Source organism: Chengkuizengella sp. SCS-71B (genome assembly GCF_040100845.1).
Taxonomy (GTDB): domain Bacteria; phylum Bacillota; class Bacilli; order Paenibacillales; family KCTC-33759; genus Chengkuizengella.
In genome coordinates this window covers 1376060-1400695 of the sequence record NZ_JAZHSH010000001.1, presented here as the reverse complement: position 1 = coordinate 1400695, position 24636 = coordinate 1376060, and the positions used below count along the sequence as shown (strand labels likewise).

28 protein-coding genes are annotated in these 24636 nt (G+C 34.1%); 6 read left to right on the top strand and 22 right to left on the bottom strand.

Annotated elements, in window-relative coordinates:
- Nucleotides 1–81: 81 nt before the first annotated feature.
- Entirely contained in the window at nucleotides 82–1455 is a 1374-nt protein-coding gene (locus VQL36_RS06950; RefSeq protein ID WP_349248606.1) for an ABC transporter substrate-binding protein, read from the bottom strand.
- Between the two features lie 341 nt (nucleotides 1456–1796).
- Here VQL36_RS06950 and VQL36_RS06945 point away from each other — a divergent pair, with 341 nt between their 5' ends.
- Nucleotides 1797–3131 carry an NAD(P)-binding domain-containing protein gene (locus tag VQL36_RS06945; protein WP_349248605.1) on the top strand — a complete coding sequence of 445 codons (1335 nt, stop codon included), beginning with the start codon at nucleotides 1797–1799 and terminating at the stop codon, nucleotides 3129–3131.
- A gap of 50 nt (nucleotides 3132–3181) precedes the next feature.
- Here VQL36_RS06945 and VQL36_RS06940 read toward each other — a convergent pair whose 3' ends face one another.
- From VQL36_RS06940 to VQL36_RS06895, 10 genes are all read right to left on the bottom strand, one after another.
- Nucleotides 3182–5074, bottom strand: coding sequence for a M14 family zinc carboxypeptidase (locus VQL36_RS06940; RefSeq protein ID WP_349248604.1), 1893 nt, complete (start codon nucleotides 5072–5074; stop codon nucleotides 3182–3184).
- Nucleotides 5075–5266: 192 nt separating this feature from the next.
- A complete protein-coding gene (locus VQL36_RS06935) occupies nucleotides 5267–5905 on the bottom strand; it encodes a SpoIIIAH-like family protein (protein WP_349248603.1) in 639 nt (212 codons plus the stop codon).
- A gap of 238 nt (nucleotides 5906–6143) precedes the next feature.
- On the bottom strand, nucleotides 6144–6779 hold the full coding sequence (spoIIIAG, locus tag VQL36_RS06930) for a stage III sporulation protein AG (RefSeq protein ID WP_349248602.1): 636 nt from the start codon (nucleotides 6777–6779) through the stop codon (nucleotides 6144–6146).
- 17 nt (nucleotides 6780–6796) lie between these two features.
- The gene (gene spoIIIAF, locus VQL36_RS06925; protein ID WP_349248601.1) at nucleotides 6797–7492 is read right to left on the bottom strand and encodes a stage III sporulation protein AF; all 696 of its coding nucleotides are present in this window, start codon (nucleotides 7490–7492) and stop codon (nucleotides 6797–6799) included.
- 18 nt (nucleotides 7493–7510) lie between these two features.
- Nucleotides 7511–8686: a stage III sporulation protein AE gene (gene spoIIIAE, locus VQL36_RS06920; RefSeq protein ID WP_349248600.1), complete on the bottom strand. Its 1176-nt coding sequence runs from the start codon at nucleotides 8684–8686 to the stop codon at nucleotides 7511–7513.
- Between the two features lie 16 nt (nucleotides 8687–8702).
- Complete coding sequence (gene spoIIIAD / locus VQL36_RS06915) at nucleotides 8703–9092, bottom strand: stage III sporulation protein AD (protein WP_349248599.1); 390 nt, start codon at nucleotides 9090–9092, stop codon at nucleotides 8703–8705.
- Nucleotides 9093–9101: 9 nt separating this feature from the next.
- Nucleotides 9102–9305: a stage III sporulation protein AC gene (spoIIIAC, locus tag VQL36_RS06910; protein WP_160643633.1), complete on the bottom strand. Its 204-nt coding sequence runs from the start codon at nucleotides 9303–9305 to the stop codon at nucleotides 9102–9104.
- Between the two features lie 12 nt (nucleotides 9306–9317).
- Nucleotides 9318–9836 carry a stage III sporulation protein SpoIIIAB gene (gene spoIIIAB / locus VQL36_RS06905; protein ID WP_349248598.1) on the bottom strand — a complete coding sequence of 173 codons (519 nt, stop codon included), beginning with the start codon at nucleotides 9834–9836 and terminating at the stop codon, nucleotides 9318–9320.
- Between the two features lies 1 nt (nucleotide 9837).
- Complete coding sequence (gene spoIIIAA / locus VQL36_RS06900) at nucleotides 9838–10824, bottom strand: stage III sporulation protein AA (RefSeq protein WP_349248597.1); 987 nt, start codon at nucleotides 10822–10824, stop codon at nucleotides 9838–9840.
- 73 nt (nucleotides 10825–10897) lie between these two features.
- Nucleotides 10898–11179 (bottom strand): YqhV family protein, encoded by a 282-nt coding sequence (locus VQL36_RS06895; RefSeq protein WP_349248596.1) that lies wholly within the window; start codon nucleotides 11177–11179, stop codon nucleotides 10898–10900.
- 214 nt (nucleotides 11180–11393) lie between these two features.
- Here VQL36_RS06895 and VQL36_RS06890 point away from each other — a divergent pair, with 214 nt between their 5' ends.
- The 3 genes from VQL36_RS06890 to VQL36_RS06880 all read left to right on the top strand — a co-directional run bounded on the left by VQL36_RS06890 (nucleotide 11394) and on the right by VQL36_RS06880 (nucleotide 13522).
- A complete protein-coding gene (locus tag VQL36_RS06890; RefSeq protein WP_349248595.1) occupies nucleotides 11394–12194 on the top strand; it encodes a phosphosulfolactate synthase in 801 nt (266 codons plus the stop codon).
- A 47-nt stretch (nucleotides 12195–12241) separates the two neighbouring features.
- Nucleotides 12242–12952, top strand: coding sequence for a 2-phosphosulfolactate phosphatase (comB, locus tag VQL36_RS06885; protein ID WP_349248594.1), 711 nt, complete (start codon nucleotides 12242–12244; stop codon nucleotides 12950–12952).
- Between the two features lie 105 nt (nucleotides 12953–13057).
- Nucleotides 13058–13522 carry a DUF441 domain-containing protein gene (locus VQL36_RS06880; RefSeq protein ID WP_349251141.1) on the top strand — a complete coding sequence of 155 codons (465 nt, stop codon included), beginning with the start codon at nucleotides 13058–13060 and terminating at the stop codon, nucleotides 13520–13522.
- Nucleotides 13523–13609: 87 nt separating this feature from the next.
- Here VQL36_RS06880 and VQL36_RS06875 read toward each other — a convergent pair whose 3' ends face one another.
- The 5 genes from VQL36_RS06875 to VQL36_RS06855 form a co-directional block, all read right to left on the bottom strand.
- Nucleotides 13610–14863, bottom strand: coding sequence for an aspartate kinase (locus VQL36_RS06875; protein WP_349248593.1), 1254 nt, complete (start codon nucleotides 14861–14863; stop codon nucleotides 13610–13612).
- Nucleotides 14864–14906: 43 nt separating this feature from the next.
- A complete protein-coding gene (efp, locus tag VQL36_RS06870) occupies nucleotides 14907–15464 on the bottom strand; it encodes an elongation factor P (RefSeq protein WP_349248592.1) in 558 nt (185 codons plus the stop codon).
- A gap of 44 nt (nucleotides 15465–15508) precedes the next feature.
- Entirely contained in the window at nucleotides 15509–16585 is a 1077-nt protein-coding gene (locus tag VQL36_RS06865; protein WP_349248591.1) for a Xaa-Pro peptidase family protein, read from the bottom strand.
- A gap of 7 nt (nucleotides 16586–16592) precedes the next feature.
- A complete protein-coding gene (gene aroQ / locus VQL36_RS06860) occupies nucleotides 16593–17036 on the bottom strand; it encodes a type II 3-dehydroquinate dehydratase (RefSeq protein ID WP_349248590.1) in 444 nt (147 codons plus the stop codon).
- Nucleotides 17037–17180: 144 nt separating this feature from the next.
- Nucleotides 17181–17678, bottom strand: coding sequence for a YqhR family membrane protein (locus tag VQL36_RS06855; protein WP_349248589.1), 498 nt, complete (start codon nucleotides 17676–17678; stop codon nucleotides 17181–17183).
- Between the two features lie 224 nt (nucleotides 17679–17902).
- On the opposite strand from VQL36_RS06855, the gene VQL36_RS06850 reads away from it, so the two are divergent.
- Nucleotides 17903–18889, top strand: coding sequence for a DUF1385 domain-containing protein (locus VQL36_RS06850; RefSeq protein WP_349248588.1), 987 nt, complete (start codon nucleotides 17903–17905; stop codon nucleotides 18887–18889).
- Between the two features lie 27 nt (nucleotides 18890–18916).
- Nucleotides 18917–19210, top strand: coding sequence for a hypothetical protein (locus VQL36_RS06845; RefSeq protein ID WP_349248587.1), 294 nt, complete (start codon nucleotides 18917–18919; stop codon nucleotides 19208–19210).
- A gap of 183 nt (nucleotides 19211–19393) precedes the next feature.
- Here the strand turns inward: VQL36_RS06845 and VQL36_RS06840 are convergent, their stop codons facing one another.
- The 6 genes from VQL36_RS06840 to VQL36_RS06815 all read right to left on the bottom strand — a co-directional run bounded on the left by VQL36_RS06840 (nucleotide 19394) and on the right by VQL36_RS06815 (nucleotide 24475).
- On the bottom strand, nucleotides 19394–20335 hold the full coding sequence (locus tag VQL36_RS06840; protein ID WP_349248586.1) for a patatin-like phospholipase family protein: 942 nt from the start codon (nucleotides 20333–20335) through the stop codon (nucleotides 19394–19396).
- A 171-nt stretch (nucleotides 20336–20506) separates the two neighbouring features.
- Nucleotides 20507–20689: a hypothetical protein gene (locus VQL36_RS06835; RefSeq protein ID WP_349248585.1), complete on the bottom strand. Its 183-nt coding sequence runs from the start codon at nucleotides 20687–20689 to the stop codon at nucleotides 20507–20509.
- A gap of 251 nt (nucleotides 20690–20940) precedes the next feature.
- A complete protein-coding gene (gene mntR / locus VQL36_RS06830; RefSeq protein ID WP_160643605.1) occupies nucleotides 20941–21369 on the bottom strand; it encodes a transcriptional regulator MntR in 429 nt (142 codons plus the stop codon).
- 167 nt (nucleotides 21370–21536) lie between these two features.
- Complete coding sequence (locus tag VQL36_RS06825; protein ID WP_349251140.1) at nucleotides 21537–22247, bottom strand: cytochrome c biogenesis CcdA family protein; 711 nt, start codon at nucleotides 22245–22247, stop codon at nucleotides 21537–21539.
- Nucleotides 22248–22280: 33 nt separating this feature from the next.
- Nucleotides 22281–23222, bottom strand: coding sequence for a metal ABC transporter substrate-binding protein (locus VQL36_RS06820; RefSeq protein WP_349248584.1), 942 nt, complete (start codon nucleotides 23220–23222; stop codon nucleotides 22281–22283).
- A gap of 95 nt (nucleotides 23223–23317) precedes the next feature.
- Nucleotides 23318–24475, bottom strand: a complete 1158-nt coding sequence (locus VQL36_RS06815; RefSeq protein ID WP_349248583.1) for an MFS transporter — start codon at nucleotides 24473–24475, stop codon at nucleotides 23318–23320.
- Between the last annotated feature and the right edge of the window lie 161 nt (nucleotides 24476–24636).

Sequence of the window (24636 nt, the reverse complement as noted above, 5' to 3'; positions counted from 1 at the left end):
AAGAAATTTATGAAGGTGGCTTTTCATTTTTAAAGTTCCTGTTTAGATTTCAAAATGTTCAAACATTTCTTTCACTGCCTACTAACCATCTTGATTCGCTTTATCTTGAACTTGCTGCACTTCTTCTAGCATTTCCAATGGGTCCACATCATTTCCAAGAATTCGTTGTATTCCTTCTCCCAAGATTGTATTCACTTCTGCTTGAATAACCCCATCAATGGCTGGAAAAGCTCCTCCGGCGGAATTCATCACTTCAATAATTTCTGACATTAGTGGATCTACACCTGATAAATCTGCAACTTTCATAGATGGAAGTACATTATCTTCAATAAGACCTCGTTTTTGCATTTCTTCATTGTACATACTTTTAATAAATTGTTTTACTGCTTCTAATTTTTTTTCATCATCCGCAATGGTTGATGAAAAACCGTATCCATTTGAAAAACCAGCGTTTACTGCAGTTTGATCCCCTACACCATTTGGTACACCTGGCATTCCAAAGTAACCAATATCTCCAAGCATATCACCTGCTTGTTCCGGATCTGTAAAAACAGAGCTGGTCCAGCTACCATCAAACATCATAACAGCTTCACCAGCAATTAACTGATTACGCTGCTCTCCATAGTCTAAACCTAATGAACCTCGTTTAAAGTAATCTTTTTCTACGAAATCTTGTAAATATTCAAAAGCGGATACCATTTCAGGATCTGTCCATTTGTGTGTTCCTTCAATTAAACCTTGAATGGAATCAGGTCCAGCAGAGTGACCAACTAGCGTGTTCATCGTCATCATAGGTACCCATGCACCTTGTGCAGCCATTGCAAATGGTACATAACCGGCTTCTTTTGATTTTAGAGCAATGTCTTCTAATTCAGCCCATGTGGACGGGGGTTCCACACCCAGTTCTTCAAAAATGGGTTTGCTATAAAAATATCCTTCCGTAAAACCTCCAATTGGGAGACCATAAACCTCTCCGTCAACTGTAAATTCGTCCAGTTCAATAAATTGATCTGTTAATCCCAGTTCGTCTAAAATACTATTTAAAGAAAGTAATCGATCTGCTTTAGCGTATCTAATCGTATCCGCTCCCCCAAATAAATCAAAAATATCTGGTTGATTACCTGCTGCCATCTCAGCTGGTAACTTATCAAAACGATTGACTTCATGATCAACAGCTTCTAATTCAAAAGTGACATATTCCAATTTACTTTCTGCATCCGATACTGCATCCTCCAAAAGCACCAAACGGCTCTGTTTCCCTTCACCTATTTGTGTATGACGTAAAGTAAGTGTAACTGTTTCTTGGTCATCTTCTTCTATCTTGGCAGGTTCTTCATTCACTTTTTCTTCCATTCCATCGGTTGTCTCCTCAGTGTTAGTTTCACTACCACAGCCAGCTAAAACAATAGAGCTTACAAACGTAACCATTATAAATATTAATAATATTTTTTTCATAGCTTGACCCTCCTTAAGAGATTCTATAGTCACAATTTAATTCTTGTATTCATTATAGGGATAAACATTAGGTTAAAGGGAGGTCTAAATAAAAAGAATAAGGGGATAAAATTCTCTAATATTAAATCAATTTTTTTTGATTTAATATTGACAAAAATAGGATTCAATTGTAATATGACTTATATCAAATTATTTTGATTAATTAATTTTACTTTAGTTAAATTATAATTAATTGCTGATGCTTGTTGCGTTGCTGATGAAAAATGTTGACTTTTAAATCAATTTTTTTTGATTAATTAAAATTAAATAGTTTTTGAAGAAGATTAATGGAGGTTATGATTATGAATAACAATTTGCCTGTTGCAATTATTGGTGGAGGTCCTGTTGGTTTAGCAGCCGCAGCACATTTAGTACAAAAAAAAGAATCGTTCATTTTGTTTGAATTAGGGAATCAAGTAGGTACCAACTTTTTAGACTATCATCACGTTCGTTTATTTTCACCTTGGAAATACAACATAGACAAAGCAGCAAAGGAGTTATTATTAAAACACGAAATCCCTCTTCCATCAGAAAATGAGTTACCTTTAGGTGGTGAAATTGTATCACAATATTTAAAACCATTATCTAAACTACCTGAGTTCAAACCACATATTCATTTAAACAGTAAGGTGATATCTATTGGTAGAAAAGGATTAGATAAATTGAAATCAAACGATCGTGAGAAAATTCCATTTATGATTCATGTTCAAGAAGGCAGTGAATATAAAATGTATGAAGCAAAAGCAGTTATTGATGCCACTGGAACATGGCAAAATCCAAATCCTATCGGTTCTGGAGGCATTCATGCAAATGGAGAAAAAAATGTAGAAAACCAAATTTATTATGGCATCCCTGATGTGTTGAATAAGGATCGAAAGCGATACGAAGGGAAAACAACATTAGTTGTAGGTGGGGGTCATTCAGCAATTAATGCTCTTCTAGAGCTTGCTAAACTTCAAGAGCAAAATGAAAATACAAAACTTGTTTGGGCTTTAAGGAAAAAAAAGGTTAGTGAGGCTTATGGAGGAAAGGAAAATGATGAACTGCCAGCACGAGGTGAACTAGGAACAAGAATTCAAAAGCTTATACAAAATGGAAAAATCTTAGTTCATACGCCAATGTTCATACACTCCGTCCAAAAAGAAGCAAATCATAAAATGAGTATTCTGGGTGTAAAAGATGATCAAAATTATAGCATTAGAGAGATTGATGAAATTATTTCAAATACAGGTGCAAGACCAAACTTTAATATGCTTAGGGAAATAAGGTATGCAAGTGATCCATCCACAGAGTCTGTACCTGATTTAGCTGAATTGATTGATCCTAATATTCATAGTTGTGGAACAGTTAGACCACATGGTGAAAAAGAGTTAAGACAACCAGAGGATAACTTCTATATCATTGGATCTAAAAGTTATGGTAGGGCACCTACTTTCTTATTAGCAACTGGATATGAGCAAGCTCGATCTGTTGTCGCTTATATAACAGGTGATTTGGAAAGCGCTAAACAAGTTCAATTAGAACTACCTGAGACAGGTGTATGCAGTATCTCAAAGTCAGTTAATAAAGAATCTTCAAATGAATGTTGTGTAGCAGACCTTTCTCCGGAAAAATCTGCTGTAGGATGTTGTGGATAAACAAAAAAGCTGCTTACCTTAGAAAAGGCAAGCAGCTTTTATTTATAATACTAATCTATATTTAAATTTGAGGTAACTACTTCTTTTTCTATTTTTACATCGTCTACTGCCGCTTCAACAAGGCTACCACCACTTGCATCTGCTGCTTCAAATCGGAGTTTAATTGTTTGACCTGCATAGGAAGACAAATCAACGGTTTGGAAAGACCAATTTGCATCTTGGTCAACCCCTGCCCCTAGGTCTTCATATATTGTCTGCACAGAACCACCTTGTATTACACTCAATCTGAAATAATCTGCAGTGCTGGCATTTGAATAGTGGCTTAAATAATAAGAGAACGACAAGGATAAATTTCCGTCTGAAGGTAATGTGATTTCAGGTGAAAGTATAGTAGTATTACCACCATCAATATCATTCGCACCTACAGAACTCCCTGCACTTCCTCCTGTTACAAGATCATAACTTCCACTTGGTGTTGTTCCTTGCTGTTTCGTTCCGCTATAACTAGTTGTTTCAGGATTTGCTCTTTCCCACATACCTGTTGTCGCTGTATCAGTTCCATCTGGATTTGAAGTCCAACCTTTATCCGTTTCAAAATCATCTTCAAATACGATTTCTGTCTCTCCACCACCTCCTCCACAATATTGTGCAGCTTTACCAATAACATCATATGGACAATCTGCTTTATCAGTTAAGTATAATATAGCACCACGGTTTCGTTCAGTTTCTCTTTGAATAATTTCATCTGGTGGATAAAATCCTGGGTTGGAAGATGTAGGATACATTTCATACGTAAATGACATGATTTTATGCTCCCCATATGTCCAATCTGTCATATCACCATCGGTTATATATAAATCACTTGATTGTTGAGGAGTATAACCGTTCATACTCGCCATCTGATTGGCTAACGTTACCATAACATTATGATCGTCCTGTGTCATATCGCTCGGTACATTCGTATATGTGTAACCATATGGATATAAAATTAATTCTCCATACGTATGGAAACTTACTGCTGTTGTAATTTGCATTTTACCATCAATCACTCTACTATCAACAAAGTTTCTTAGTGCATTTGTTTCTGGGGCAGAAAATGGACTAGCTCCACGGTATGTGTCACTACTAGTACTACCGCTTGATCCTCCACAACATCCCCATCTGTATCCATAATTTCGATTCAAATCTGTACCTACATAACTAGAACCGCTATTAACTTGGCGATTTTTGCGCCAGAAATCATAACTTCCATTTCTTATATCATATTCTCCACCATCTGGATTTAAGTTAAATACAAGGAAAATCTCTCTATTATCTACTAAGTTAGTAACTTGTGAGTTCGTACCGTACTCGTCCGTGAACAAATTCATTAAATACAATGTCATTTCAACGGTTAAGTGTTCACGAGCATGATGAAGACCAGTGTATAAAACTTCTGCTTCATCTTCATCTGCAGATGGATTATCACTAATTTTAACAGCCCATATCTCCCTGCCTTCATATGATTGACCAATACTAAATTTCTCAAGAATATTTGGATGATCTATTGCAGCTTGATCAATCTCATCTACCATTTCTTGATAATTGTGATAGCCACTATCTGAATTAGGGAAATCCAAAGCTTGCAATTGATCATTAGTCATTTGTTCAGTTACTGAGAAATTTAATTTCTTTAAATTTTTAACTTCTGTAGGATGTGCGATAACAATGACATAATTTTCACCAATTTCTTCAATGACAACACCAGTTCTAGCAATTTCAGTTCGTTGTTCTTTTGTAGATACATTGTCAATTCTGAACATCAGTGGACCTTCTGTTTCCTTCTTTTGCACCTCTGAACTTGCATCAACAATTGAAGATACTGGTGTAATAAGCGGTGTTGCAACTAAACAAAACATTAAAATCACTGAAAAACATAAACGATAACCTTTAATTGACTTCATTGTAATCCTCCTTCTATTAAATTCTCAACTATCATTTTCATCATAACATCATATTCATTATAAAAAGTGATTTTTAAAATATATGGAAGAGAAGCTAGATTTTTAGGAAATTCGTCTAAGATTTTACATAAAATAAAAAACCCCTACTTACCAAACACTAGTTTGGTAAGTAGGGTTACCTTTCCACTATCGCTATGGTCTAACTGTAACTGTTACTTGGCCAGGTTTTACCTCTAATTCACTTACTACTAAATCTATAATAGATACGGCTTCACTTTTTTCTAGTTTATTTGTCTGTATCTCTACTTTCCATTGATCGTCCTTCTCAGTAACCATTGCTTCGGGATAAGTTTGCATTAATTGTTCTTCTATAAACTCAACTTTTGTCCCTTTGTCCTCCATGGCTTGGATATCATCATAAGCTTTTGTATAGGCTTCACTATTTTCAGAGTTTGCTACTACCGCTAATAAGGTTTCCATTTCTTTTCCCATATCATCTAACCTTTGCATTTTAGCAGCAGTATAGTAATCTTCTCCTATTCCTTCTACCTGAATTTGTTGCAGTACCTCTTCATCTGTTTTCACATCGGTTTCCTCTTCAACTTCTAAAGCTACTTCCTCTAACCATTCAAGTGAATCAACGTCAACGTTTTCTGTCATATTTGTTGAATCCATCCCGATTTCAGTTTCACCTTCATTAATATCATTAATCACGGACTCATTTAACGTATCCATTTCATTAGCATCTTCTGAAAATAAATAATAACCTGATAACAACACCATTATACTTAACATAGAAACTAGCCATATTGTTTGTCTTCTTGATCTCATTGTTCGACCTCCTAATTTTTAATTTAAAATTAAATTCATATCTCCTCTATATAAAACCCCTGTATTTATCGCTTTCACTTTTTGGGGTTATGTTTTTGGGCTCCCGCAAAAGTAATAGGACTATACTACAAAGATGTTCATCACTTTTGTGGGCTTATTTAATTCTTTGTTGTTATGGGGTCCCCGAAAAGTAATAGGATTACGCTACATAACACTTCTTCACTTTTTGGGGTGTTTTTTACCCTGATTGTTTCCTAGGATTAATTTGAATACGATGACCCGGTACCTCTAACCCTTTTCGAACCGAATCATATATCATTTCCTTCACCGTTAAATTCTCAGCTCCATTTGCTACTATAATCACACCTCGAATTTGTGGCTTGATTTTCTTTACATAGATTGGTGTTTTATTACCTTCAACCTCAAAGAGAACAATTTCACCACTTCTAGATACATCTGTAATATGCCTTGTAGCACCATTTGTATCTTTTTCATTTGTCACCTGCTGTGAATCTTTTTTATTTTCAAACACGATGTTTTCCTCTGTTGATTCAATAGTGACCATCACATCGACATTTCCAACACCAACGATTTTTTCTAGAATTTCTTTTAATCGCATTTCATATTGTTCTTCATACTCATCAAATGGTAATTTAAATTTTTCTTCTCCTATAACGGGTAAACTAGCACTCTCAGGAGAGGCACGATCACTTTGAGAATCATCTATACTATCTACGTTAATAAATGAGTTCATTATCATTAAAATTACACCTATTAAACCAATGATGAGCAGCCATCTAAAGGTTTGTATTCGTTTCTCCCCCCCTTTTTCACCTCCTACCCATTTTTCGATGATTCCAAGCAGTCTTCCCAAAGTTAACTCCACCTCCTTTAAATCTCATCCATTGTTGGCTCATATTCTACATTTATTTGATCTGAAGAAATGTCCCATTTACTAATTAAAAAGGTTGTAATTTCATTTTCAGTTTGTTTCATTTCTTCAGTTATTTCCCTTTGCTCTTCAACTACATCAACTTCAGTTGCATCATCTGCTTCTAAATGAATATCAATCACTACAGGTTCTACTTGTTCAATAGGTTGTACTTCTGCTACTTCCATTGTCTGATCAGGTTTCATTTGAGATTGTAAAACGATAACCATCTCACCCACCTTCGGTTCATTACTATCTTCAAACAAAACCTTAACAGATACACTTTGAACAGCTACCGACATTTGCTCTTCTAATTGCCTGTGGATCATATCTTCCATTTTTGTTTGAATTAACTTTGCGGTTTCCTGTTCATTTTGATCTTTTAATTTCTCTCCATCTTGTAAAATTTCTGACATTGATCCATAATTGTTTGTACTTACTTCATCTAGTTGAAACTGGTTGTTCAATTGATCAAAATCCCACTCCACCTTCAATAATGAAACGATAGGAGAAAGAATCGTCATAAGAATGAATAGACTAATCACCACTTTTACATATCGCTGCATTTTATTGCTGGGTAAAATCAAATCTACAAAACTTGCAAGAAGTATAACGAGTATAATTTCTCTTAACCAACTGCTTAACCATTGCAGCAATGTGCTTCCCTTCCTTCGTTATCTCATCATGACTGAAACATTTCCAGCAGTGATAATGATCGTAATCGCTAAGAAGAACATCAGACCTACAGCTGCAAGAGCAGCAAATACATAAATCATACTTTTACCGATGGTGAAAAGACATTTAACAATAGGACTGTCTCCTAAAGGCTGCATGATCGCTGCAGATAAGTTATATATTAAAGCCAATGTTAAAATCTTAATGGCTGGAAACACACATAAAAAGATGAGAATGACAACCCCAACTAAACCAATTGCATTTTTCACGAGTAACGAAGCTCCAATAACAGTATCTGACGCATCTGAAAACATTCTTCCAATAACAGGCACAAAATTACTTGTTACATATTTGGCTGTACGAATAGTCACACCATCACTTACTGCACTGGTAGCTCCTTGCACGGAAATTACACCTAAAAAGACAGTCACTAATGCACCAAAAATTCCTATACTGATATTTCGTAGTAAATCTGCTAATTGACTCACGCTATATTTATCTGATATCGAGCTCACAATGTGCAGTACTGCAGAAAAAAACAATAAAGGAAATACGACGGTATAAATCAATGTTCCTGTTGTATGAATCATAAAAATGATCAATGGATGCATAATTGAAGCTGTCGCAAAGCTGCCCATCGAAACTAACAATGTTAATAATAGTGGTATCATGGCGATCATAAAGTGAATCATATTCTCTATTGCCGTTTTTGCATAACCGATAGCCACACTAAAACTATTGATGACAATAATAATAAGGACAATATATGATACTGCATAAGCTACTTTACTCACTGAATTTCTTTCAAAAGCGCTTTGCAATGTTTCTAGAATCATGCTAAAAACCGCTAAGATTACAATTGTAACTAACAGCTTTCCATTATATAAAATTTCATGTAAAAGATACTTAAGCAACCCCATAAATACTTGTGAGAGACTAAAATCTTTCCCGCCTGATAGAATCATATCCATTAAACTCGGATTATTTCCCGGAAAATATCCCCCATACTCTTTGAGCAGGTTTTTCCAATACTGTTCTACTTGATCTGTATTTAAGTTTTCAGTTGTTTCTTTAAGAATGATATCTGTTGGAGAATCAGCATATATGAAATCTCCTCCTATTAAAATGAAACTTATAACTAAAAGGCTGAATCCGATACCGATATTGCGAGTCATTTTTTCATCTCCCAAATCAAGTAGGTAATAGCTTTATAACCGTTTCGATAATGACTGTAATAATGGGAATTGCCATGTATAAAATGAGAATTTTTCCTGACAGTTCAATCTTTGAAGCAATAGATTCATGACCAGCATCTCTCACAATTTGTGATCCAAATTCTGCTATATAAGCTATCCCAATAATCTTTAAAATAGTTTTTAAAAATACCATATCTATACTTGATTGATCAGCTAACTTTTCCAGTAATTGAATGATAGAAGAGATCTTTCCTATTAAAAAAAGAAAAATTATAACACCTGTAAATACCGTTAATAGAAAAGCAAACAGTGGTTTTTGCTCTTTGATGACAAGCGTGAGAATGGTTGCTATAATCCCAAGTCCTACAATTTGTATGATTTCCAAAGCATTCACCTACTGAAAAAGAAAAATCGTTTTAATTTCTTGAAATAAATCATCTAGCAGTCTAATGACCATGAACAAAACGATTATAAAACCAATCAATGTCGTCCAATGAGCTATATCTTCTTTACCCATCTGTTTTAGAACTGTGTGAATCATAGAAATAATGATTCCGATACCTGCAATTTGAAAGATCATATTAATATCCACATTCATCTATTTCACATCCTAAAGCATGATAATGACGACTAATACTCCAATTAACATCCCTAAGCTGCGCCACATTTTTGCATATCTATTTTGCTCTTCCTTCGCCATTTCTTCTTCACTTTGAAGTTGACTGATTGCTAGACGTAAATGTTTAATTTGATCCTCCCGATCTGAAATACCAAGTGTTGAACCTACTTGCAAAATCATTTCTTTCTCTGCATTTTTAAAAGATGTTTTTTTCCAGTAATTTTGAAATTTTTCCTGCCAAGCGTTCATTACCGTTGTGCCTATATTGTCAGTTAATTGTTTCTTAATTTCATAGATTATAAATCCTAAAGGATCTGGAATGACTTTTGAAATTTTTTCTAATGCATCTGGCAGCGGAGTATAACCATAATGAATTTCAGTTTCTAATCGTTGTAATGCATGAATCATATGACGAATTTGTCTAGGACGATTTATATATTGATTTGCTTGATAAAAACCAATCATCGTACCTGAAATGATAATAAACATTGCACCAATGAGATTTAACATACTAACCTCTCACTTTTTCTATCGTTTTTTGGTTGAGCTGATTCCCATGATGATCTAAGATAGCTTCTACTGTTCCTATTCCGCGTCTCCTACTTAACACTACATATCTTGAAAATATACCTTGCGCACAAAGATGTTTTAAAACAGGTCTGTTTTTTATATCTTCGAAGTTTAATGCATGTGATGTTGTTATGACTCGAATTCCGGCGTGAACTGCCTCATGAACGGCTTTCACATCTTCCTCTCTTCCAATCTCATCAACAATGAGAACTTCTGGCGACATTGATCTAATTAACATCATCATACCCTCTGCTTTAGGACAGCTATCTAAAACATCCGTTCTTGGACCCACATCAAAATAAGGAACTCCTTTGTAACAGGCTGCAATTTCTGAACGTTCATCTACAATGCCTACTTTTAACCCCATCCAAGAGGATTGATTTTCCCAACTCCCATAACTAATCATTCGGGATAAATCCCTTAAAAGAGTTGTTTTCCCTAATTGAGGAGGTGATATGATTAAAGTATGGTGAACTGTTTTCCTTGGAATATCCATAATGAAAGGGAGTACTTGCCTGCCTACTCCTATCACTTCTCTAGCAATACGGATATTAAAACTGCTGACATCACGAATTTGTTTCACAGAACCATGTTCCAAAACCGTACGTCCAGATAACCCTATCCGATGGCCACCTTTTACAGTGATGAACCCTCTTTTTAACTCTTCTTCGATTGTATACATGGAATGATTCGTTACAATATTTAAAAGTCTAATAATATCCTGATGTGTGGGCAAATAGGCCTCCTTTGGTGTATTCAGCATTCTTCCTTGTTTCGAAATAAAGCTATAAGTACCGGAATAACCTATCTCTAATGGTCGATTCTCTCTAATGCGAATCTCTTCTATATTTTGAGAAATTGAACTTGGTAATTGTTTGATGATATTTCGCAAGGTGTCAGGCAGCATATGAATAATGGATTGTAACATGGCTTCGCCCTCCAAGTTGTCCATAACTTTACAACATATGTATGCTAGGACACGCTAAATATGACAGATATCTTTACTTTTTAACAATGCCAATAAAAATACAGCTCACACCGATGAAGATCCAGCATAACTTACTAACCGATAACTTATCAGCAATGCCAAGAAGTCCAATAGAGGTTGTTGTAATCAAAATTATAGGTCCCACTAATGCAAGACCTGTATTAACTATCAAAGCTTTTTCTATTTGGTTTAATCGGAACATAATAAATGCTGCAATAATCTCTATGCTTCCAGATAATAACCGTAATATAACCATACTCAATACAAACTTATTCAAGGCTTGCTTTCCCCCCATCATCCAACCCTTATCAAAGTGGAACGAATAAGAGCCAGTCACTACAAATAAAATTATCAGTAAGCTTGTACTATATTTATATGCTTATATTTTATTTTTAGATCACTAAAGTGAATCTCTCAAAAATTGAAAATTCAAATGGGCACATCACTATAGATTTTTGCATATATTGCTCACAGAGCACATACATTTATATACGGTGAGGAGAATTGACATGCGTATCGTCTCTGATATTAATTGGGAGCAAAAACTAATGGATCCCATTGGGGAAAGAACACATAAACCTAGGATTACTGGGATCACCATGGTGATTGATAAAGGAATGGGTCTGTATGCTTTTGAAGATTTTTTAAATACTACTTCTGAATATATAGATATTATTAAACTTGGATTTGGAACCTCTCCTTTGTACCCCAAACAAGTTTTAGAAAATAAAATTGGACTAGCAAAAAAACATAATATTACCATCACACCTGGGGGAACATTTTTAGAAGTTGCCATTAGCCAAAATTGTGTTAACTCATATTTTAAAATGATAAAGGATCTAGGATTTAATGGAATTGAAGTTTCTGATGGAACCATAGAATTAAGTCGACAGTATAGAGATGATTTAATAAAATTCGGACTTGAAGAAGGTTTAAATGTATTTACGGAATATGGGAAAAAAAAGAAAGGAATGAAACTTAATTTAAATAAACTTATTCATACGGTCCATCAAGATCTAGATAAAGGAGCGAGTTTAGTCACGATAGAGGGAAGAGAATCCGGTGTTGAAGTGGGGGTTTTTGACGAGTATGGAAAATGTAATAAGGATGATTTCCTGCAAATTATAAACAGTGTCTCTTATCCAGAGAAGATCATGTGGGAAGCTCCTTTAAAATCTCAGCAGATCTTTTTCATTAATAACTTAGGCCCAAAAGCCAACTTAGGAAATATTTCACCTGAGGAAGTTTTTGCTCTTGAGTCTATCCGTAGAGGTTTACGATCAGACACTTTCCATCTAGCACATAAATAGAGATCGTTTAAATTCTACTTTCAAGACCATTTTGGAGGTGATAAATCATGCAAATTGAGGTTGTGCCAAATGTAAACGAAGCAAGATCAGATAGCTTTATTAATAAAACAGTAATTGTGATTGATGTTCTAAGAGCTACTAGCTCTATTGTTACAGCACTTGAATGCGGGAGTGATGGCGTCATACCTGTAGAAACGGTAAAAGATGCTAAAAGTTATGAGACAAAAAATGATTTACTTAGTGGTGAACGGTATTGCAAAAAGATATCTGGATTTGATTTAGGGAATTCACCCTTAGAGTTTTTAAATCATGATCTACAAGGAAAACGAATAATTATGACTACTTCGAACGGAACTCGTGCGATTCAAAAATCACATAAAGCAGCTCATGTCATTGCAGGAACGATATTAAATGCATCTAATTGTGCTAAAGAAGCCTTTCATTTAAAAAGAGATATCGTTATGTTATGTGCAGGAACACAAGATCAATATTCATTAGAGGATGGACTATGTGCTGGTCTCATCATCCATGAACTCAAAAAACTTCAAGAGGAAGGGATACATCTTAACGACTTCAGTAAGGCTATGTATTTAAGCTTTTTACAAGCTGAAAATGAGTTGCAGCATACTATATTACATTGTAGTAATGGAAAGAAATTAAGTAAGATGGGATTCACAGAAGATGTCATTTTTTGCACAAAGCAAAATGAATATTCAATTGTTCCAATTTTACGTGACAACATTATGGTGTCTATGTGATTTGTTCTAAAAGAAACAAGCTGTTCATACATTAATAGTGCGTATTGGACGTCAACGTTTAGTTCGTCCAGGAACTTGTCTTTGTGAATAGGGGTAAATATGGCTATGAACGGTGATGTTCTTTTAGTGATACTCATTTTGATTGGTTTAGTAGGTAGATCTCATATTATCACGATCGCTGCTTGTTTGTTATTAATTATTAAATTGATTAGTTTAGAGAGATATCTTCCAGCCATTGAACGAAGAGGTTTGGAATTTGGTTTGTTATTTTTAACAATGGCTGTCTTAGTTCCCTTTGCGAACAATAAAATTACATATAAAGAGATTTTATCCATATTTACCTCTTGGCCTGGAATCATTGCTCTAGTAGGGGGGGCTATCGCCACTCATATGAATGGCAGGGGTTTGGAACTATTGAAATTAGACCCACAAATAATTGTAGGTCTAGTTATCGGTTCTATTTTTGGAATTATATTTTTAAAAGGAATACCCGTAGGGCCATTAATGGCTGCTGGTATTACCGCTTTGTTGATTAAAATGACTAACTATTTATTTGACATCTTCAACTAAATTCTTTTAAATAATTGGATGCCGGGGTCCCCGAAAAGTAATAGGATTACGCTACATAGCTTCACTTCACTTTTTGGGGTGTTATATCTATCTTCGCTCTTTAGGTCCGCCCACAAATGCTTGTTGATTTGCATCTAAGCCGTATGCTGTATGCAATGCTAAAATCACTTCTGTTAATTTATCCCGATCAATTACACAAGAGGTTTTTATCTCAGAAGTACTAACTAATTTTATGCTCACTTCTTGTTGAGAAATCACTCTGAACATTTTTGCAGCTACACCTGGATTACTCACCATCCCAGCTCCAACAATGGATACTTTCACAAGGTCAGTTTCATAAGTTACTTCTCTAAACGTAACTGTAGATCTCAATTCTTCCATTACAACCATAGCTTTTTCCACATCTGTATTGGCAATACTGAATGAAAAATCAGCAGCACCATTTCGAACTCCACTCTGTACAATAATATCGACGTCGATTCCCGCATCTGCTAATGCACCAAATACAGTTGCTAATATCCCCGGAATATCCTCAACTTCCAAAACACTGATTCTAGCAACATTCTTGTCATATGCAATACCACGAACGACCATACTTTTTTCCACTGCGTTACCCTCCATAACCAATGTTCCTTCTCTATGACTAAAACTTGAACGTACAACTAAAGGAACATTATAATTTTTAGCATATTCAACAGCTCTTGGATGAAGAACTGCTGCTCCGAGTTGCGCCAATTCTAGCATTTCTTCATAAGAAATTTCATCAAGTTTTTGAGCAACCCTTACAATACGAGGATCAGTAGAATAAACTCCATCTACGTCTGTATAAATCTCACAAAGGTCTGCATTTATTGCAGCCGCTAAAGCGACAGCAGTTGTATCTGAACCACCTCTTCCAAGTGTTGAAATTTCACCTTCTTCAGATAACCCTTGGAATCCAGCTATAATAACAATCTTTTCTTCCTCTAGCGCTTTATAGATTCTGTTTGGTTTAATATTGACTATTTTGGCATTTCCATGATTACAATCTGTAGTCATTCCACTTTGCCATCCCGTTAATGAAATTGCTCTATAACCCATATGCTGAATGGACATAGACAGCAATGACATAGAGACCTGCTCACCTGTGGATAATAACATATCCATCTCACGTGCAGGTGGATGATCGGTCAATTGGTTGCATAAATCTACTAGTTCATCTGTAGTGTCACCCATTGCAGATACTACAACAACACACTGATGGCCTTCTCGTTTTTTCTCTATAATCCGTTCTGCAACCTTTTTAATACGTTCAGCGCTTCCTACAGAACTTCCACCAAACTTCATTACAACTAAAGACAAATCTGGCACTCCTTTCCCATGGTTGTCTTAACTAAGGTTATGATTAGGCACGAGAGACGTATTTACCATCTGTTGTATTAATAACTAAAGTATCATCTTCATTGATAAACAATGGCACCTGTACATTTAACCCTGTTTCAAGCTTAGCATTTTTCGTTGCTCCTGTTGCTGTATTCCCTTTAATACCAGGTTCAGTTTCAACAACTTTAAGATCTACTGTATTAGGTAAATTAATCCCTAAAATTTCCCCTTGATAACTTATGATTTTCACATTTGCATTTTCCAAAAGAAAATTTAATTCCCATTCTAATTGATCTTCATTCAAGGTAAATTGATCATAGGTTTCTAAATCCATAAATGTATACTCATCACCGCTTGCGTATAAATATTGCATTTCTTTAGTTTCAACATGAGCACGATTCACATTTTCCCCACCACGGAATGTTTTCTCAGCAATGTTCCCGTTGCGTAAATTTCTTAATTTTGAACGAACAAACGCTGCTCCTTTACCTGGTTTAACATGCTGGAATTCTAATACGGAGAATATATCTCCATCTACTTCAATAGTTAATCCTGTCTTAAAATCATTTACTGATACCATACAATATTTCCCTCCTGAAAATTACTAATGTTTAATTATGAATGTTACTTTAAAATAATAAATTCTTTAGTAGCATGTGTTAAGTTATGAATACCTGTCTCTGTGATCACAACATCATCTTCAATTCGCACTCCGCCAAAATCTGGTATATAAATTCCTGGCTCTACTGTAAGTACCATATTCTGTTTAATGACATCATTAGCCATTGGACTTAGTCTAGGTGATTCATGAACCTCTAATCCTAAAGCATGACCTAAACCATGACCAAAATGATCTGCATATCCGTGCTTAGCAATAACATCACGAGCAAAAGCATCTCCTTGTTTACCCGTCACTCCAGCTTTCAGATTGTTTAATGCGTTCATCTGTGCTTCCAATACAATATTATAAATCTCCTTATGTTTATCTGTTGGGGTTCCTACAAATAAAGTTCTTGTAATGTCTGAACAATATCCATTATATATTGCTCCAAAGTCTAGTTTTACAAATTCATTATTTTGTACAATTCGATCACTAGCTATCCCATGAGGAAGGGCTGACCTTTCTCCTGAAGCTACTATTATTTCAAAGGATGAGGACTGAGCACCTTGTTTTCTCATAAAAATTTCAAGCTCAAGTGCGATATCTTTCTCAGATAATCCAGGTTTAATAAAGTTAATAATATGTGAGAATGCATTATCTGCAATGTCTGCTGCTTTCTGCATTATTTTTAATTCAGAGTCGTCCTTTTCTGCTCTTAACATCTCCACAACGGAGTCGGTGGGAACTAATTTAGTATCTCCAAATGCTTGAGATAATTTTGTATAAAATCCAAAGTTCACATCATTTTGTTCAAAGCCTAATTTCTGAATTCCAAATTCATCTAATTTTGATTTTATTGTATTTAATGGTACGGGACTCTCTAACTCTACAAATTCAAAATGTTTTGCTTGTACGGGGGCCTGAGTTTTATATCTAAAATCTGAAAATAATATTGCTTGTTCTGCTGTAATTAAAACATAACCAGCGGACCCTGTGAAACCAGTCATATATCTCCTATTATATTCGTTTGTAATCAAAATACCGTCTAGTGCTAACTCACTTAATTTTTCTCTAAGCCTCTGGGTTCTTAGTTTTTCCATTTCAAACTCACCTTTTCTCAATTAATTTATTGTGCAAAGCCCTTAAGCCTAATTCATAGCTATAAGCTCCAAAACCTGAAATTTGACCAATAACTACAGGAGCGATTACTGATTGATGTCTGAAGGACTCCCTTTGATGTATGTTGGATAAATGTACTTCAACGGTAGGAATATTTACTGCACTAATTGCATCCCTAATTGCATAGCTATAATGGGTAAAGGCTGCTGGGTTAATCAATATTCCATTCATGTTTCCAAAGGCCTTATGTATTTGATCTATAATTTCACCTTCATGATTAGACTGAAAAAAAACCAACTCCACTAGTAAAACTTCTGCTAAAGCATTCAAATTTTCCTCAATATTAGCTAACGATTGTGACCCATAAACTCCAGGCTCTCGAATACCAAGCATATTGATATTTGGTCCATTTAATATTAATATTTTTTTCAAACTCACATTCACCTTCTTTACAAATGAATTCGAGTATATCAACTTTAACTTTTTATTAAAAAATCAAGTTCATCCGCCTCATTTTAACATACATTTCTAGGTTATGAGAACTTTTTTTAGAACATTATCCTAAAATCAATCCCATTACTTTTCTTTGATATGATTAAACGCTTCTCTATTCTGTTCATTTGTAAATTCGATTGCAATGGTATACCCGATAAAAATGCCCCACAATAAAAAGAAGCACACCCCTGTTATGATTGAATTCAAGTCCAATTTATTAATCCACTCCATCATTCCTGTTAATGGACCAATCCACAAATATATATTTGCCCACCAAAACAGTCCGTAAACTAGGCCTAACCATGCACCTTTCACTTTACTGAATAAAAAAGTATATATAAATGAACTAAAAATAGAAAACAAAATAAAAAACAACCACCCTATAAAAAACCCAGACCATGTATTGAGAAAATCATGTTTGAAAAATGGTTCAGCTAAGAATGAAGAAGTGATTTTAGTGAAGGATAAATAATAGAAACCTTTATGTATTGCTCCCCATATCAATCCAGCAAAAAAACCTAAGTTTAAAGCAAATAAAAAACGGTTTGTTCGTTTCTTGTTTTTTTTCTGTGCACTCATGCTACGATTCCTTTCATTATTAAGTCCTCGGTACAATTATTCCCATCATTAATTATCATTATTTAGATTTTTAACAGAAGAATGGTAGAAATAAATTTCATAATTCGCTACAATAGGGTTATTACCTATATTATTAAAGCTTGTTCAAAAATTTCAGTTTTTTCATAAGAGGATTTTTTGAACAACCTCTTATTTTTTATTTTAAAAAAGGAAGGGTGACTTCTTTGTCACAAGAAAATCGTGGGATATATGGAGGACAAGCGGTTATAGAAGGCGTAATGTTTGCTGGAAAAACCGTAAATGTAACAGCTGTTCGTAGACAAAGCAATAAGGAAATTGACTTTTTCTCAGTACCTAAACAAGAGAAAAAATGGCTACAAACTTTAAAAAAAATTCCGTTATTGCGAGGAATGGTAGGCATCGTAGAAGCAAGTGCCAAGGGGGCACTTCATCTTAATTTTTCAGCTGAAGTATTTGCCGAAGAAGAAGGAGAAGAAGTAGAGAAAGAAAAGAAAAAAGGACTTTCTAACTCTTTAACCATGATTCTTGGTGTTGCTGTCGTTGGTGTATTATCCTTTCTTTTTGGAAAATTTGTTTTTACATTGCTACCTGTTTTTATTGAGGCTGGTTTATTTGGAAGGATTGCTCCTGAAAATGAAGTTTTACACACTTTTATAGAGGGAATTATTAAAATGATGCTCCTGCTGGGTTATATATATGTTATTTCCTTTACACCAATCATTAAAAGGTTGTTTCAATATCATGGCGCAGAGCATAAAGTCATTAGTGCTTATGAAAACAATGAGGAATTAACAGTAAAAAATGTTCAAAAGTATAGTACTTTGCACTATCGTTGTGGAAGTAGTTTTATGGTATTTACTGTTATTTTAGGGGTCATCATTTATTCCATTTTTGCCTTATTTGTACCTTATGACTCATACTGGCCATATAATGAATTATGGGGACGTGTCATTCAACGCCTTGTTTTATTACCTCTTGTAATTGGTGTTTCCTATGAGGTTTTACGTTTTACAAACTCATTACGTGAAGTTCCGGTATTACGTTACCTTGGTTATCCAGGACTTATGCTTCAAAAGTTAACAACAAAGCAACCAACAGATGATCAAGTAGAAGTCTCCATAGCATCATTTAAACACATGTTAGAACTAGATCAAAAAAATGGTAATATTGAAAATAGAATGATTGTGTAATTTGTTATAGAAGCGGGGGCGTTTTTTATGAATTCGCGTCAAAGAATGATCTTTTATGTGATTTTGGGTCTCATTGCTATCGGGATTGTTAGTTCAGCATTTACTAACCCAGGGAGTTTTGTTATTCCACTCCTAGTATTTGGACTCGTATTTTATCTATATAAATTCCCTCCAAAAAAATATCGTAACCGTAAGTATGAAAAAGTGGTTAAGTTTCAAAAGAAACAAAAGAAAAGAAGAAAACACAGATTTAAAGTTATTGATGGAAATAAAAACAAAGATGAAAAAAAAGACGAGGAAGAAACGTATCCTTATCACTGAGCTTATCCTCAATAAAATGAAGAGAAGTTAGTTCATTTAACTAGAAAACACTTAGAAATCATTCCTAAGTGTTTTCTTTCTTTTTCAAACAAATATCCTATAATAATTTATCTTCTATCACCCTAGTACTATAAATCCAGCAATATTATAATGAAACCTTTCACCAGGAGCATCCTTTATAGGTTATAAATACTCAAAATATTGTTCATAGTGTTTGAGATATTCTGAATAAGACCATCTATCTAAGTATCTCTCAGCTGCTTGATAACCAGATTCAAATAAACGATTACGAGCTTTTTGTGATATTTTAAAATCTGTTGTTCTCACACCTAATGTAGGTATTTTAATTGTATTAAACTTTTTATGATCTTCTATAAATTTTTCGTCATGAGCATCCATCATAGTTGAAAATAAAGCTTGAAACATACTGAGGGGTCCTATTATTTTTCTAGGGACATTACTATGCTTTCCTACCAACCTAAAGCCTAAAGTCGGTATTTTGATTTGAATCCCCCTCTCTCTAGCTTCTTTATCAAATAACCACAATGGATAATTACTTAATACTCCACCATCTACAATGTAAAATGTTTGCTTATCACGAAGTTTTTTCAGTTTAATTGGATCAAAATAAAAAGGAATCGCAGTACTCATTCGAATAGCTTTTGAAATACTTAAGCGACTCGGATCTAAACCATACTGCTTAATATCATCTGGTAACACTAATATTCTGCCTCTTGTAATATCTGAAGCAATAATACGTAATTGATTTGGTTTTAGATCTCCAAAGGTACTTACCCCTTTGATTTTTAGTTTCTGATCAATCCAATCCTCTAAGGGATCTCCAGAGTATAGTCCTTTTTTAAAAAACACACGAATTGCAGGACCGATATATAAAATATGGTGCACCCAAGTTTTTTTGACTACAGAAGCAAAAGGAGTAGACATCACCAATTCCTTTAATTCCTTTGATGTATAACCTGCTGCGATTAATGATGCCACAATAGCGCCTGAAGAAGTTCCTGCAACTTGATTAAAAGTTATATTATGATCTTCAACAGATTTCACTGCTCCAGCTAAACCAATAGCTTTCACACCACCGCCCTCAAAAACAGCATTTACCTTCATTCTTATACAACTCCTTAAAGAAAGGAATATCATATCTATGTTGTATGCAATGAAGGGTTTGTTAAGAACGTGATCTTTAAAAAAGGACTTATTACAAATAGTACAAAACTGACTCAAGTCTTTTCTACTATGCCTATTTTCTTTTTACTAGGTACTAGTCTAGTACAACCACTATAAAATAAGCATATGATATAACAGCTTATAAAAGGAAGAAGGTGATTCAATGACTAGTTCATATACAGGAGTAGCTATTACATTAGGACTATTATTATTGGGAATTCCCTTTATATTCATAACTTCATTCATTTTGATAACATTCGGTGGTTTCTTAATGTCAGAGATTATATTTATCATCTTATTCACCTTCATATCTATAAGCGGTTTTTTGGTGCTTACCCTACTTATCATTTTAAAACTAGTGAACACATATGAATATTCATCTCATCACAAACCTTCCTGTTACTGTAAAGATAAAAAACAGAGAAAACTCTCTCCTATTAGATCCTACTATTACTTTAAATAGTATAGGTATACCCAAGAGGGAATGTACTAAAAAAAGCTAACTCATTCCACTTTGATTTTAAGTGTTGAGATAGCTTTTATATTTAATCCTCTTCCGTATTCAGTTCTTCACGAATCTTATTTAATTTTTCAACTTGCTGAGGGTTACGGTCAAAATATTCTAGCAGTGCTTCAATACATGTGATTGAATCCCAACTTAAATGATGTTCGATTCCTTCAACATCATCGTATATATTTTCTTCTTGAACCCCTATCGTACTTAGAAATTTTTCAAGTAGATGATGACGAGCCACCAATCGCTTTCCAATTTTTTTGCCTTTTGAGGTCAAAATTAATCCTCTATATTTCTCATATATAAGATATTGATCTTTATCTAATTTCTGTATCATTTTAGTAACTGATGATGGATGAACCTCTAGCCCCTCTGCAATATCCGATACTCTTGCATAACCCTTTTCATCTATTAATATGTAAATTCGTTCGAGATAATCCTCCATACTGGGTGTGGCCAAACCGATTCCCCCCTCACTGTTTTCCTCTTTAGTATCATACACGCTTTGTCAGCTACAAGCAAGTTTGATCACCTTTATGCAATTAAACTTGAATAGACATGAACAAAAAGTGAGTATTTCTTAATGAGAGATCCTTGAAGTAGTACAGTTCACTTTTTGGTGTTTATCTAAAATTGTAACCAGCTTGGAGTAATACTATTTAACCAAATTGTAATTCTAGTCATTTGACCCGTAAAAAGTAAAATACCTATCATAATCATCATAGCTCCACCAATTTTCATGATAGTATTTGTGTGTTTTAAGATCCATTTTGTAGAACCTATAAAAAATGCCATAATGAAAAATGGGATCGCAAATCCAAGTGTATATGCAGTAATCAATTCAAACCATATTCCAGGCTCAGTAGCAGCTAATGCAACAATTGAACCTAAGATCGGACCTACACAAGGAGACCATCCTGCAGCAAAACCTATACCAATTAAAAAAGTGCCTAAGTAACCTGCTGGTTTAGATGCCCATTTAAATTTAATTTCTTTCATTAATAACTGTGGTTTAAAAATCCCAAGCAAAAATAATCCCATAACGATAATCAGTAAACCAGCGATCTGACTAAGAAGCTCATCATATCCACTAAAGATTTCAGCAAGTATACCTGCTGATAATCCTAATGTATAATAAACCGCAGAAAAACCTAATATAAAGAATAAAGTATGAATCATCGTTTTAAATCGTATTTCTTTATTATGTTTAGATTTTAAATTACTAACCGATATTCCAGTAATATAAGAAATATATGATGGGTATAATGGAAGACAGCAGGGGGATATAAATGAAGCTAATCCCGCCCAAAATGCTACCCAGATGTTAAGCTCCATAATGTTCTCCTTCTAAGAAAAGATTTGAATCTCCTTTTATTGTAGAGCTTTCTTCAAGCTTGTCAAATTACTTTCCATAATTGTAAAATAATCTTCACCATTTGATGCCTGTTCCTTTGTTAATCCTTCTAATGGATTCAGAACAAGTGTTTTAATATTTAATTCTTTAGCTAAAGTATCTGTTAATTTAGGTGAAGCTAATTCTTCAAATAAAATATACTGAATATTATTTTCTTTTATATATACTGAAATATTTTTGTAATCCTGAATCGTAGGTTCCGCATCAGATGATAAACCCATAATGGATTTTTGAGTTAAACCATATTCATATGCTAAATATCCAAAAGCTTGATGAGAAACTACAAATTCTTTTTTTGATACATTCTCCAACACATCTTTATATTTCACGTGAAGTTCATCCAATCTTGCTGAAAGTTCTAAAAACCTTTCCTCATATTCATCTTTATGTTTAGGATCTATGTTTATTAACCCTTGTTTAATATTTTCAGCAAGCGTTTTTGCTTGAACTGGGCTTAACCAAATATGTGGGTCATTAAGACCATGATCATGTTCGTCACCTTCACGAACTTCTTCTTCGAGGTCATTTTCATCATCAAGTAGATGGGCTCCTAAACTTGCCTCCACTAATTCTATGCTCAAATTGGCTTCAAAGGAAGAAAAAAAGTTTTCGATCCAATTCTCAAATCCTAATCCATTATAAATAAACATGTCCGCTTCAGTGATTTTTATCATATCTCTTGTTTTTGGTGTCCAATCATGTGGTTCAACACCAGTTGGGACTAAATTTTGAACATTTACATATTCTCCACCTATTTTTTTGGCAAAGTCATATAAAGGGTAGAAAGTAGTTACAATGTCAATTTTATCTTCAGTTTCTGAACTACTTGAAGTGCAGCCTATTAATAAAATAGACAGAACAAGAAAGGTACTAAATAATATATTGAATTTCTTAAACAAAAAAATCCCTCCCATTAGGATTTTAATCGTAATAATTACTATTTACATTCAGAATTATACATGGATGACTTTTTATATGTCAACCTTTTTCTTTATTAAGTTCTTATTCTTAATCTGTACCAATGAGTACCTAAAAATCCGATACTTGAAATAAAACCTAACAAAGCAGCTAAATAATAAAGTGTTTCCCCACCATATTGATTATAAATCCATCCTCCCAGCATACCACTGCTCATCCCTGCTATTCCTGCCCAAATCACAGTGAAAACAGCTAAGCCAGTTGAACGATATTCCTCTGGTATTAAGCCAGATAAATAACGCAAAGCAGTAATTAAGAATATACCAAAAGAAAGACTATGCAGCGCTTGAACAGCAATAATCATATAAGAATTGTCTAAATAAGCAGTTAAAACATACCTTAATGCATAAGATAGTCCTGCTATAGCAAGCAATGGCAGCTCTTTATATCGATGTCCATATTTGCTTAATATTAAAAATACAGGAATTTCACTTAAAGCTGCAACCGTTGGTGACCAGCCGATCCACTTTTCATCCGTTCCCAACTCTATTAAGTAAAGAGATATAAAATGATCGTTTGTACGATGTGACACAGAAATAACAAAAACTAATAATAAGAACCATAACAGCTCTTTTGACTGAAGCATTTTATAAATTCCCGAAAATTCCATTTTTTTGACAGATCCTTTACGATCCTTTAATCCAAAGGCAAGAACAAACGCAACACATGTAGTAATGATTAATAAAAATATCGTTTTATCCATACCAGATCTAGATAATATCCACCCCATAACCAGTGCTGAAAAAGAAAAGCCTAAAGAACCCCATACTCTAACTCCTGCATAACTACTCGATTTAGTACCTTGTGTGGTAGCGAGTATAAGGCTATCGGTTAAAGAGATTACTGGGTTTTGAAAGAAAAAGAAAAATAAAATAACAATTACAGTAATCGAGAATTGATCAACCTGCCATAACCAAAATAACATCACAATTTGTCCAAATATAAGAATTGCGAGTACCTTCTTAACCGTTTGGAATCGATCACTAATGACTCCCCATAGAATATTGGACACGATTCCTGCCACAGGACCAACACCCAATAGTGTTCCAATTTGAATCTTTGAATATCCCACTTCTTCAAAATATAAAGGAAGGAAAGGAACAATAATTCCCATTCCCATATAAAATAAAAAAGTAAATGATTTTAATTTATTAATATCTTTAGAAGTGCTCATAATCACCCTTCTTAACCCTTTTTATGAAATTCATATCATTATAACACGAATGAGATTGGAATTTAGAAGTTATATTTTCCTAGCTAGTTTAGATTATTTTAAAAAAACACCCAAACCTTTTAAAGCAGCTTGGGTGCACACATAAGTTTTAATTTCATTTT